This is a genomic window from Gottfriedia acidiceleris (genome assembly GCF_002128425.1).
Classification (GTDB): Bacteria; Bacillota; Bacilli; order Bacillales; family Bacillaceae_G; genus Gottfriedia; species Gottfriedia acidiceleris.
On record NZ_NESS01000001.1, the window covers coordinates 148,271 to 161,417 of the forward strand.

General features: G+C 29.5%; 11 protein-coding genes. 3 read left to right on the top strand and 8 right to left on the bottom strand.

Annotated features, from left to right (window positions below; translation table 11 throughout):
- Nucleotides 1-44: 44 nt before the first annotated feature.
- From B6K90_RS00745 to B6K90_RS00765, 5 genes are all read right to left on the bottom strand, one after another.
- Nucleotides 45-869: a sulfurtransferase gene (locus B6K90_RS00745; RefSeq protein ID WP_088011400.1), complete on the bottom strand. Its 825-nt coding sequence runs from the start codon at nt 867-869 to the stop codon at nt 45-47.
- 30 nt (nt 870-899) lie between these two features.
- The gene (locus B6K90_RS00750; RefSeq protein WP_088010642.1) at nt 900-4,496 is read right to left on the bottom strand and encodes a dynamin family protein; all 3,597 of its coding nucleotides are present in this window, start codon (nt 4,494-4,496) and stop codon (nt 900-902) included.
- Between the two features lie 287 nt (nt 4,497-4,783).
- A complete protein-coding gene (locus B6K90_RS00755) occupies nt 4,784-5,287 on the bottom strand; it encodes an isoprenylcysteine carboxyl methyltransferase family protein (protein WP_088011402.1) in 504 nt (167 codons plus the stop codon).
- The gene (locus tag B6K90_RS00760) at nt 5,287-6,378 is read right to left on the bottom strand and encodes a type III polyketide synthase (RefSeq protein WP_088010643.1); all 1,092 of its coding nucleotides are present in this window, start codon (nt 6,376-6,378) and stop codon (nt 5,287-5,289) included. Before B6K90_RS00760 ends, B6K90_RS00755 begins: the two co-directional genes overlap by 1 nt.
- 313 nt (nt 6,379-6,691) lie before the next feature.
- Nucleotides 6,692-8,221: a carboxypeptidase M32 gene (locus B6K90_RS00765; protein WP_088010644.1), complete on the bottom strand. Its 1,530-nt coding sequence runs from the start codon at nt 8,219-8,221 to the stop codon at nt 6,692-6,694.
- A gap of 216 nt (nt 8,222-8,437) precedes the next feature.
- Between B6K90_RS00765 and B6K90_RS00770 the strand changes: the two genes are divergently transcribed.
- Both B6K90_RS00770 and B6K90_RS00775 read left to right on the top strand, forming a co-directional pair.
- Nucleotides 8,438-8,767, top strand: a complete 330-nt coding sequence (locus tag B6K90_RS00770; protein ID WP_235821680.1) for an ArsR/SmtB family transcription factor — start codon at nt 8,438-8,440, stop codon at nt 8,765-8,767.
- 185 nt (nt 8,768-8,952) lie between these two features.
- Nucleotides 8,953-9,471 (top strand): SRPBCC family protein, encoded by a 519-nt coding sequence (locus B6K90_RS00775; protein ID WP_088010645.1) that lies wholly within the window; start codon nt 8,953-8,955, stop codon nt 9,469-9,471.
- A 61-nt stretch (nt 9,472-9,532) separates the two neighbouring features.
- Here B6K90_RS00775 and B6K90_RS00780 read toward each other — a convergent pair whose 3' ends face one another.
- The 3 genes from B6K90_RS00780 to B6K90_RS00790 all read right to left on the bottom strand — a co-directional run bounded on the left by B6K90_RS00780 (nt 9,533) and on the right by B6K90_RS00790 (nt 12,265).
- Nucleotides 9,533-9,994, bottom strand: coding sequence for an RDD family protein (locus B6K90_RS00780; protein WP_088010646.1), 462 nt, complete (start codon nt 9,992-9,994; stop codon nt 9,533-9,535).
- A 197-nt stretch (nt 9,995-10,191) separates the two neighbouring features.
- The gene (locus B6K90_RS00785) at nt 10,192-10,395 is read right to left on the bottom strand and encodes an aspartyl-phosphate phosphatase Spo0E family protein (RefSeq protein WP_056466554.1); all 204 of its coding nucleotides are present in this window, start codon (nt 10,393-10,395) and stop codon (nt 10,192-10,194) included.
- Nucleotides 10,396-10,750: 355 nt separating this feature from the next.
- Nucleotides 10,751-12,265 carry a carboxypeptidase M32 gene (locus B6K90_RS00790; RefSeq protein ID WP_088010647.1) on the bottom strand — a complete coding sequence of 505 codons (1,515 nt, stop codon included), beginning with the start codon at nt 12,263-12,265 and terminating at the stop codon, nt 10,751-10,753.
- 169 nt (nt 12,266-12,434) lie between these two features.
- Between B6K90_RS00790 and B6K90_RS00795 the strand changes: the two genes are divergently transcribed.
- A complete protein-coding gene (locus tag B6K90_RS00795) occupies nt 12,435-13,055 on the top strand; it encodes an NAD(P)-dependent oxidoreductase (RefSeq protein WP_088010648.1) in 621 nt (206 codons plus the stop codon).
- Nucleotides 13,056-13,147: the final 92 nt, after the last annotated feature.

Genomic DNA, 13,147 nt, shown 5'->3' on the forward strand with positions numbered 1-13,147 from the left:
TTTGTATTCTCATTCTATACCAACTAAAACTATTTTGCAACTAATTATTTTTCCTTATTCACAACATTTTCTTCATAAGAAATCCAATCACTAAAACTTCCTGGATAAAGTTTTACATTAGTATATCCAGCTTCAACTAATCCTAAATAATTTACACAGCCAGTTACACCTGAGCCACAATAAACTACTGTTTCATCGCCATTTTTAAATGGTTTAAATAGTTCTTGTAATTCTTCTTTTGTTTTAAATTCACCCGTTTCATTTAAAACATCTTTCCAAAAAGAATTTTTTGCTCCTGGAATATGACCAGCAATTCGATCAATTGGTTCAAATTCGCCAATATATCGTATAGATTCTCTAGAATCAATTAAATTGAAGTCCTCATTTTTACTATTCTTCTTAACATCATTCATAGAACTAATCATATACTCTTGTACTTTAATCTCAAATTGCTTAGGTAATACTTCTTCAATTTTTGCAGTTACTTCAAAACCGTTCTCCAACCATTTTTTATAGCCACCATTTAAAACAAAAGTAAACTGATGTCCAACTAAATTACATAAAAACCAACATCTTGCAGCATTATCATTCGTACCATCGTCATAACAAATAACAATCGTATCATGATCGATCCCCAGTTGGCCTAAAAGAATGCCAAAATCATTTAAATTAGGTAACGGATGTCTACCTCCATGCTTTTGTACAGGACTAGATAAGTCTTTGTTTAAATCAACATAACGAGAAAGCGGAATATGATTTTTCTGATACTCACTAAAACCATATTCAGGATTTGACAATTGAAATCGACAATCTAAAAATACAACATTTTTATTTAACCGCAATTTATTTGCAATGTTTACATCAATAATATTTTTCAATTTTAATTGTCCACCTTCATATTAAATTAATTTTTTGAATAAGTTTAATACTTTTTCGTCTACTACTACTTCATTTAAGTTTTCAGTTGCTTTAATCGTTTGTTGAACATCATTTTCAATTTGATTGCTACAGTTTTGCAATACAGAATTTAACGCGTCAACATATTGAATGTGATAATGCTCTGCAAATAAGCTATTCATTTTTGATAAATACTCTTTTAATGGTGTTCTCAATTCATTAATGCATTCATCAATCATCGTTTCTTTCATGTTTTCCACAAAAAAGCTTTTTGGATTTTTAAAGTAATTCTTTAAACTTTCAAATTGATCTACATTAATAAATTGATCAGGATTTTTTATCGAAACAGGTATAATCTCATTTATATCGCTTTTTTGAACGATAAATTCTGATTGTATAGAATGTATTTCATCAAGTACACGATCTTGTGACATTGAAATTTCATTCGTTAAAAACTTTTCCAATCTAAATCCTGTAACTCTTAATTCCTTTAAAATCTCTTCCAATACTTCATAAATAAATTCGCGAATTTTAGTTACAAATAATTGTTTAATATTTTTCGTATTATTATTGAAAATACTTGGATTAAAGAAATAAGGGAATAAATCACGCATCCTTAATTCAATACGTTTTTCGATAAAGAAAATTAATTGCTCGTTTTCTTTCATAAATGCTCTTGGTAAATTAGTAGGTTCTGCATTTTTAATCGCTTCTTTAACTTTTTTCTGAATTTGTACAAGTTCGCTGAAAAATTGATCTTTTTCACGTTTTATTCTTTCGAATCGATTAATCGTATCACGTAAGATTTTTTCAATTGTTAATAAGTCATTAATAAATGTTTTAAAGACTTCATTCGCTATTTCAAATTGGAAGAAATTTTGGATTTTCGTGTTTAGTTTCTCATAATTATGCTGGATTTCTAAATTTAACTCTGAATTACTATATCCCTTCATCTGAAGCATACTTGAAATAGCAAAAACAGATGGGAAACGTACTCCTAGTTTCGTTAATTGGTTTATAAAGAAATTTTGCACGATTTCAATTTCGTTTTGATCCTTCGCTAAGTCTGAAGCATTTAACACAAAGTAAACTTTATCACTATCAAAACTTTCTCTCATTCGTCCGATTTGCATTAAGAAAGACTCATCTTGACGTGTGAAAGCATGTTGATAATGTGCAACATATAAAATTAAATCCGCTTTTTTCAAATAGTCGAATGCTAGTTCAGTATGTCTTGAATGGATACTATTTCCCCCTGGCGTATCCACTAATACAATTCCACTTAACGTTATATCACAGTCAAAATATACTGTACTTTCTTTTACAAAACATGCTCTATTTTCTTCACTTATAACACTTACATACTCACTTAAGTCATATCGCTTAGTTGTACCGAGTAGACTTCTCATTTCTTCATAATTTTGACATACGCTTTCTGCATAAACAAAAGCATCAGTAGGAATTTTATCCTTTTGCTTCTTAATTAAATTTTGAAGAGTACTAAACCACTCTTTTTCATTTGCTTCCACACCCCATTTTTTGAAGAAATCAAGAAACTCTTCTTTTAAAGATTCTTCTGACTTATAACTCACATCAGCTTTTTTATTACCTGATTCAACAGTTGATCGTTTAATCTTACAAATTGCCGCTGTTGTTGGGTGTGGAGAAACTGGTAATACACGATCACCTAGTAAAGTATTTATATAGGATGTTTTTCCAGAACTAAACGCTCCGAATAAAGCAATTGTATATTCGTTTGATTTTATTTGTTCTCTTTTTTCTTTTAGAATACCGATCTTATTCTGGATAAATTTGTTTGATGTTAATTCGTCTAATATAAAATCAGCGACTTCATATTTAGCTTGTATTTCTTCGTTTGAATATTTTTTTGAATTAGTTTGTACAATGTCAGTAATAAGTTCTTCTTTTATTTCCGGCGCTTGAACAGTTAAAATTTTATGATTAATTAATTCACTTACTGATATTAAAGTAGGCATAATTTCCGGCAGGTCTTGTTTAAATTCTTGATGATTATTTAAAATCGTCTTAATTTCTAAAACCATATGTGAAATTTTTTGATTATTAAACTCTAATTCATCAAATCCATCTATTTTTGATTGCAAATCATTCTTTTGATTTTTTAATTTTACAATAGTTGCTTCATTTTGCACCTTAAGTTCTTTTGAAAGTGTGTAAATAAATTCGGAAATACTTTTACGATATACCGCCTTAATCCCTTCACTTACTTCCTTCGTATACTGTAATAAATAATTTCCGCCTGTATCAATCAAATGAGATGGCTTTGGACATATTACCTCTTCACTCAATTTAGGCTCTAAGATTTTATCATAGTCACTACTATCAATTTTATTATTTTCAATTTGTTTCACAGTTCGAATTGCCGCTTCTTTTACGAAATACTCAATTTGTTTATTCGTTAATTCTTGAACTTTGTGAATAAATTGACTTTTAGATTCATGTAAAGCATTTTCAAGTTTTTTTCTTGATTGAAATAATCCTTTATTTTGCAATGCTTTTTCGGATTCTAAATATTTTGATGCCAATTCTCTCATCTCAAATGGTGTAATGTTTGAATTAGTAAGAACTTGCTGTGTAGACTGCAAACAATTTTCCTCAAATGAAGAAACAGATTTTTCAATAACTTCTATTTCATTATTTAAATCATTATAAACTGATCTAATCTCATCAGCATTTTGATCGAGATCAATGTAATCGTTCTCAAGTTGTTGTATTTGTTCATTCATAATTGTTAAAAAGCTTGCATAATCATTTTCTAATTGAACTACATCTTGATGACTGTATAAATCATTTAAATAATTTACAAATTGATTATATTCATTATTATTAACAGATTTATCTCTTGAAGAAATATAAAATACTTGTAAGTTACCTAATCCTTGTTTTTTCAAGTTTCCAATTACACCATGTTTAAACTGTTCAAACGTCAATTCTGTTTCATCATGTTTATCAATACATGTAATAACCAAACAAACTTTATTATTTTTTTCAACTAAATTATGAATAAAATCGATATTTGTTTTCGAATGAACATGTTGATAATCCATCAAATAAAAAATACTATCCGCTAGATGAATGACTGAGTTTGTCGCCTCTAAATGATCCATATCTGTAGAATCAATTCCAGGAGTATCAATTAAAACAGATCCAGCAGGAATTTTAAAAATTTCTTGTGCCCACTCAAGCTCAATAATTGAACCACTATCAGAAGCTAACTTTTTTAGTTCATCTACTTGAATATCCTCTTGAATCTGATACATTTCACCATCTTTAAGAGTAATTAACATTTTGCTTTCGCCATTTTTTAATTTTACGACATTTGCACTTGTAGGAATTGGGCTTGTAGGTAGTTTTTCTACTTGTAAAAGATCATTTAGTAATGATGACTTTCCAGCAGAGAAATGCCCACAAAATACGTAATAGCTTTCTTTATTTTGTATTTTGTATGCTAATTTTTTTAATTGAAATAATTCCTTCGAATTTCCTTGTTCAGAAAGCAAATTGATACCTGAAGAAACCTTATTCAGTAATTCCCCTCTGTTAATCTTAGTGTTTTGCAACGTGATTTCCCCATTTCATTTCATACTAAAATCATTTCCCTAGCATTATTTTATCCCCATATATATTAATTTGGAAGAAGAATGTATAGGCATATGCATATAAAATAAAAAAACTAGGCAACATCACCTAGTTTTGAACTTGTTTAAGTACATATTTAGTTAATAAAAAGTATAAAAGAATTGTAGCTGACACAAATCCAAGAACCATTTGACGCACAACCTTTCGAAGTTGATAATGATTTTCATTCTACATTAATCATAATCAGTTATTTTCCATTTGTCAATAACTATTCGATTGATTGTAAAAGCGCTTTATTTTCTTCTCGGATTCTTACTTTTAATAAAATTAAATTACAAACAGAAAAGATAACTGTTGTAATATACGCATGAAACATAATTGGTATTACTAATAATTCAATTGTAACGATTATGTAATTTGGATGCTTGATATATTTATAAAGACCCCGTTTTACTAATTTTTCATTCGGTAAAATAATGATTTTAGTATTCCATCTTTCCCCTAACGATGAAATAACCCATACCCTTGCTAACTGTAAAATGATAAAAACGACGATAAAAATTGTAAGAAATCCAATTTCTACATATTGAATAAAATAATTCTCAATTAAAATTGATATAAAAAACATGCTATGTAATAGGATAAAAAATTTATAATGCTCTTGGCCAAATTCAAGTGCACCGCGCATTTTTAATTTTTTCTCATTATTCTTTGCTATACCTAACTCAATCACTCTTTGTATGATGATGAATAAAAAAATAATCTTTAACATTAGCATTCTACCCACTTTAACAATGATAACTCTGAACTGAATCCTGGTCCTAAAGCGCAAAGAAGACCGTATTCATTCGTTTTTCCTAATTTCATAAACTCACATAACACAAATAAAACAGTACAAGATGACATATTTCCATATGATTTTAAAATATTTAAGGAAATTTCAATTTTCGCTTCAGAAAGATTCAATGATTCGATATACGCATCTAATACTTTCTTTCCACCAGGATGAGCAATGAAATGCGTTATATTAGTTATTGTTAGTTCATTTTCCGTTAAAAAATTTGAAACAACAGGTTGTAACCAATTTTTAACGATCGATGGTATATCCCTTGAAAAAATGACAAATAAACCATCATTCCGAACATCCCATCCCATAACGTCTAATGAATTTGGCATTAGAGTTGAATTAGTTTGTTCAATTGACGGTAAAGATTTATGTATCGTTCGATTTTTCAAATCACTTTCATCGCCAATAACTAGTACAGCTGCTGCTCCATCGGCAAATAATGATGTTCCTATTATATTACTCTTGGAAAGATCTTCTTTTTGAAAAGTTAAACTACATAATTCAACGGCAACTAGTAAAATATTTGACTTTGGATGGGCTTTACAATAATCAAATGCTCTCGAAATACCACTAGCACCACCTGCACATCCTAATCCCCATATTGGTATTCTTTTAATAGAAGAACTAAATGGCAGGATATTTGCTATATGAGCATCAATTGTTGGAGTAGAAATTCCAGTTGAAGATACAAAAATAATTCCATCAATTTCTTCATATTTAACTTCTGAAGATAAAAATTCATTACTCGTCACACAATTTTTAATAGCTTCAATTGTTAATTCAATCGAGATTTCAGTGTAAGCCTGATTTTTTTGTTCAAAGCTATGCTCTTCGCTATACCAAGAAAGCTCCTTAGAAATAAATCGACTTTGAATCTCACCATTTTGAAATACAGATAATAAGCGATCAATTGAAGGGTATCTTTTCAAAAAAAGCTCTCGAATAAAAGGTACTACATTTTCCTGATCGATTTTATATTTAGGTACAGCTTTCCCAACAGATAAAATTAAAGGCATAATTTTCCACTCCTTATAGTGATTACCTTTTGTAATAAATAGGAAAATTATTCTTTCTAGCAGGAAAATTACAGAAGATTCATTTTGACCTTAATTTTTTTTAGGTAAAGCATTATTAGTTAGAAAATAAAAAAAAGACAATTCACTATTCATTCATGAACCATGAACAAATAAATAGAATTGTCTAAGCGTTTCAAAGGAGTTTTCTTTCTGTTGTGCAGTTTTAGTATATCCCATTTTACTCAAGTCTACATTCGCAATTATTTCCATTAAACGATTCTTAAATTAAACCCCATTCACTTTTAATTCATTATTATGACTTATTTACTTCTTCCAACTCATACAAATTTGTATATTTTGATTCTAAATAATCAACATAATATTTAACATTTAATTCTTCACCAGTGACATCCTTCAAAATTTGTTGCGGTTCCTTCATTGCGCCATATTGGTGAATATTCACTTTTAACCAATTAAGGATCGTTTGAAAATCATTCGTTTCAATTAATTCATTAAAATTCGGTAATTCTTTTTCAATTGTTGCTTTAATTTGAGCAGCATACATCGCACCTAATGCATAAGTTGGAAAGTATCCAAAATGCCCCATCGACCAATGTACATCCTGTAAAACACCTTCTCGATCAGTTGCAGGAATTATGCCTAAATACTCTTCCATTTTTTGATTCCAAATTGAAGGAAGTTCAGCAACTTGAATTTTGCCATCTAATAAATCTTTTTCAATTTCATAGCGAATCATTACATGTAAAGGATAAGTTAATTCATCAGCTTCAATACGAATAAATGAAGGCTTACTATTATTTATCACTTTATAAAATTCATCTAAAGTAACATGATCTAACACTCCATTAAGTTGCTCTTTTAGCTTTGGATAATTTCTTTTCCAGAATTCATAGCATTGTCCAATAATCTTTTCATATAAAAGTGACTGGGATTCATGAATGCCTAAAGACGCACCTTGAGCAATCGGTAAACCTTCCAAATCTTTGGAAATATTTTGCTCATATAGCGCATGACCACATTCATGAATTGTACTAAAAATGGCTTTTTCAAAATTATTTTCATGATATTTCGTTGTTACTCGAACATCACCTAAATTAAGAGAGGTAGCAAAAGGATGTGGAGTAGGATCTAATCTACCAGCATCAAAATTATAACCAAGAGAAGCTAATAGTTGTTCACATATTTCTTTTTGTTTTTGCATCGGAACGAATGCTTTCATCTCTTCTTTTTCAAAGTTTTTCCCACTAGTCGCTACGGCTTTAACAATCGGTACTAATTTATTTCTTACTTCTGAAAATACTTCATCCAGTTTATTTACAGTCATTCCAGGTTCATATTGATCTAAATATGTATCATATTTGCAGTCTTTGTATCCTAAATATTCAACAAATTTACGTTTAAACTCAATTATTTCAGTTAAATAAGGTTCAAATTTAGCAAAATTGTTTTCTTCCTTTGCTTCTGCCCAAACACTCTCAGAAATTGCTTGGCATTTAACAAAGGCTTCAAACTCATCAACAGGTATTTTCCTATTTTGATCATATTGCTTTCTTAAGTATTTTACAGTTTTTTCAACTTCTAAAGAACATTTACCTGCACTAATTGCTTCTTCCATAGTAATTAAATAGTGAGCCATATCGTTTGAAGTACTCATTTTAAAAACATCAGATGACAATTGACTAATTACATTTGAACGCTGACTAACAGCATTTTTAGGTGCACCTGTTCGAAGATCCCAATATAATACACTAATTGCTTCTTGAATGTTTAACATTTTCCTTACATACTCTAAAAACGAAGCCTCATATTCTTTTAAGCTCATCAAAACACCCACCTTTTAAAATTAAATTTTTCAGTCAGCTAAATAGTAACATAAAAAATATACGGATTAAGAATAATTATCTTATTTTTCAAATAATATTTCTCGACAAAAGGATATTGTCAAATCATTTCGTACATACTACTCAAGTCTATGTACAATTTTTTTACGATCATCACAAATTTACATCTCCAATATTCCTTGACAGGAATATTCCTAATGAGGTATATTCGATTTATGAATTCGACTTTAATTGCTCTTGCAGAGCCGAACCGGTTACAGATTGTCGAACTCTTACGTGACGGTCCTCTATCAGTCGGTGAAATTGCTGAAAGCTTAGGACTTAAACAACCACAGGTTTCAAAGCATCTTCGCGTTCTAAGTGAAGCTGGGCTTGTCGAAGTTCAACCAATCGCCAATAAAAGAATTTATAAACTAAGACCCCAGCCGCTAAAAGAAATGGATTCGTGGATTAAGTCATTCCGACACGTCTGGGAACAGAGATTCGATCAATTAGACGATTACTTAAAAAAATTACAAGGCAAATAATCTTGCATAATCACTGCACACAATTCGATTAGTATTAACTATTATTGAAAGGAGAAGTACCTGTCTGGAGAAATCCAAAATTCGTAATAAAGTTGAGAAGTATACGGCACTATTAAAGGCGGAAAACAGACATTAAGCCGCCTAGCAGATTATTAGTAAATATAAAATAAATGGAGGAATTAATAATGAGTAAAAATACCTTTAATGTAGATGAAAAAGGATTAGTTTTAACAAGGGTTTTTGATGCGCCTCGTGAATTAGTATTCAAGGTTTGGTCAGAAGCAGAACATCTTAAAAACTGGTGGGGTCCAAAAGGTTTTACAATGGATGTAGCAATGTTAGAATTTAGACCTGGAGGTAAATTTCACTATAAAATGGAATCACCAGAAGGATTCATAATGTGGGGATTATTTGTTTTTGGTGAAATTATCGAACCTGAGAAAATTGTATTTGTTAATTCATTCTCTGATCAAGAAGGTAATATGGTTCGCGCTCCATTCTTTGAAGTTTGGCCATTGGAAATTCAAAATACTTTAATTTTAGAAGAAAACGACGGTAAAACAACTATTACTTTAAAAGGTTTTCCAATAAATGCAACTGATGAAGAAGTTGCAGCATTTATTGCAAATAAAGATTCAATGCAACAAGGCTTTACTGGTACTTTTGACCAACTAGATGAATATTTAGCTAAAACTTCATTATAAGATTAAAATAAATACCCTTTAGAGCTTGTAATAGCATTAAAGGGTATTTTTTACTGCTTTATTAATAAAAAACAACTTTCGTTTTAGCGATTAAATCATGTAATGTTTTCCGATCTTTTCGGAAGATAAAAAATAAATCAACAAGATACAAAATCCCAATTGCTTCTATAAATATTGGCAAATTTAGCTGACAAAAAAAAGCAAATATTGAGCGCAATGTCATTGTTTTGAAATCTACTAAGTCTTCAGTATCCTTAATAACCATAATACTTAATAATCTTTTTCCTATTGTTTGTCCGTTCCAGATATAAGTAGGTACTATAACATAAAATAAGAAAATAATTACTAGTGACCAAATTGAATATAGAAACAGTTGCTTACTACTAAACATAAATAAATCTAAAATGTCTTTACTTTCTAACCCAAGTATTAATAACCCCAGTTTAGAAAATAAAAGATTTAATGAGCCATCGATCCACGCTGCAAATAATCTTCTAATCCGACTTGCAAGTTCAAAATCCATCTAGAACCTCATTCCACATTTTTATAAAAAAAATGGATATTAATCGATATACTCTATTATATTTTGGAGATTTTATTTTTGATTAGTGATTTTTAACTATTTATTTAAATTATTTTATACAAGCTGCACAGTGTTTTTTTCACTCTGAGTACAGTTAACACACAAAAGACCACAAAAATAATTTGTGGTCTTGTTGATCATATTGGTTTAATATTAATTTTCGATTGTTTACCTGCAACCGTTTTCAATAATTTCTGTAGTTCTCTTAAATCAGTGTCCAACTGATGACGAATCTTTACTACTTCATGATGATTGTCATTATTTTGATTTTGAGCTTCTTGCAACTTGATTCGTTTTTCTTCAATATTTCGTTCTAATGATCTAGCTGTCCTAAAAAACATTCAAATTACCTCCTTTTCAAAAAAGTATGAACACGCTTTCATTTTTATCTATAATACTATAAAAAAATATCTTTAAGACCTTCTATAAGTGAATATTTTTTGAACTTAATTCCGATTACTTTAGATCTTCTATTTACCCTCATCAGATTCAACTCTACTTAACAAGTACTTATGAACACGCTTTCATTTTTATCTACTATACTATAAAAAACTAATTTATTAAATATCTAAATATGTCTATTTTTTGAACTTATTAAAAAAACATAAAAAATAACTTGGAATTACTCATTTATAAATGTTTGCCTTAATAATGAGTATTAGGAGGTTTTAATAACCTCCTTCCACTCGAATTATATTATGCTAAATTATATAACTTTAAGTATTTATCTTCTAAGTACTCAATAAAGTATTTCACATTTAAATCTTCACCTGTAACATCTACTAAAAGTTCTTTTGGTTCTTTTAGTTTTCCATATTGGTGAATATTAAGAGTTAGCCAATTAACAATTTGATGAATCTCGCCGCTTTTTAATATCGTTTCATAGTCGCTTAAATCCTGTTTCATTTTATGCTTAAACTGAGCTGCGTACATCGCACCTAAAGCATACGAAGGAAAATAACCAAAATCTCCACCTGCCCAGTGAACATCTTGAAGAACGCCTTCTCGATCGTTTGATGGTACAATCCCTAAGTATTCTTCCATTTTATCATTCCAAACTTTTGGCAAATCTTTTACTTGTAAATCACCATCAAACAGTTCTTTTTCAATTTCATATCGGACCATTATGTGTAATGGGTATGTACATTCATCCGCTTCGATTCGAATTAATGAAGGCTCACTATGGTTTATTGCTTTATAAAATTCTTCTACCTTTAAATTTTTAAAATAATCACCAGTTTTCGCAACTAAATTTTTATACTGAGTTTCCCAAAACTCTTTACTTCTTCCAATCATATTTTCAAAGAATAGTGACTGAGACTCGTGAATTCCCATTGATGCACCTTCACATAATGGTGTCCCTATTAAATTCAATGATAAATTTTGCTCATAAAGGGCATGGCCACATTCGTGAATCGTTCCAAATAGTGCACTCATAAAGTTATCTTCTATATATTTCGTCGTTACACGAACATCACCAGGATTCAATGTGATTTGAAATGGATGTACTGTTTCATCTAATCGTCCTGAATCGAAATTATAACCTAGTTTTGAAAGTATATCTTCACTTACTTCTTTTTGAATATCAATTGAAATTGGTTGTGACAATTCTTTACGAATTAGTTTAGTTTGAGATTTTGAAATTTTCGCTACTAATGGTACAAGACTTTCTCTTACTTTTCCAAAAACTTCATCTAATTTCCTAGTTGTCATACCAGGCTCATAAAAGCTTAATAACGTATCATATTTCTTTTCTTTGTAACCCCAATATTCAATGAACTGTTTTTTCATTGCTACAATTTTTTCTAAATATGGTTGGAACTTACTAAAGTCCCCTTCACTTTTAGCATCTTCCCAAGCATTTTCACTTAGTGAACATAGCTTTACATATTCTGCATATTCATTTTTAGGGATTTTACAATTTAAATCATAATTTTTTCTACATTCCTTAACAGACTTTTCAATGATTTCATTCAAGTTCCCTGTGCCTATTTCTTTTTCTAATAAATTTAAATAGTTTTCCATTGTACTGGATGTTGTCATTTCAAATACATCTGCAGAAAGTTGACTGATGACATTTGATCTTTGTTCGGCTCCATTTTTAGGCGCACCAGTTCTTAAGTCCCAGTACATAACATTAATTGCTTCATTATAATTTTCTATTTTCTTTAAATAGTCAATAAATTCTTCTTGTATTTTATTAATTGCCATTTTTACCCCTCATTTCTAAATTTTAGTATGTTAATTTCATTCTATCATAACTTTTATATTGAATTAATATTAAGAAAAAAAGTACTTACATTAACGAATATCCAATTTACTAAGTTTATATAAAAGACATCTTTACTAAAATTAGTGTACAATACAGCAAGGTGATGTTATGAAAATATTATTATTAGGAGCAACTGGAAGGGTTGGTTCTTTTTTAGTGGAGTTATTATTAGAAGCAAAATGTGAAGTAATTGCGTTAGTAAGAGATGAACAAAAAATAACGATTAATCATGAAGCTCTTACGGTTTTAAAAGGAAATACGCTAAATGAAAAAGATTTAAATTTAGCTTTAAAAGACGTAGATGGAGTAATTTCTACTTTAAATACTGAAGGTGAAAATATTTTATCTAAAACAATGGGACTATTAATTCCACTTCTTGAAATGAAAAAAATTAATCGGATCGTTACAATTGGAACTGCGGGTATTTTACAATCAAGAGTTGATCCAACAATTCTTCGTTATTTGAGCTCTGAATCAAAAAGAAAATCAACAACTGCGGCAAACGATCATGAAAAAGCGTTTAACTTATTAAATGATAGTCAGTTAAATTGGACGATTGTTTGCCCTACTTACTTACCAGATGGTCCAATAACTAAAAATGTTCGTGCAGAAAAGGATTATCTACCGATTGATGGTAAAAGTATTTCGACTGGAGATACAGCTTTTTTCGCATTTAAGGAATTTTTTGAATGTAATTTTAGTAAATCTAGAGTTGGGATATGTAATTAAAAAAAAGAACTCTGTCAATTAAGTTAGAATTATATCACTGATAAATAAGTTGTGTGATCTTGATTTCCACTACAGTGTGCTCGCTTTCCATG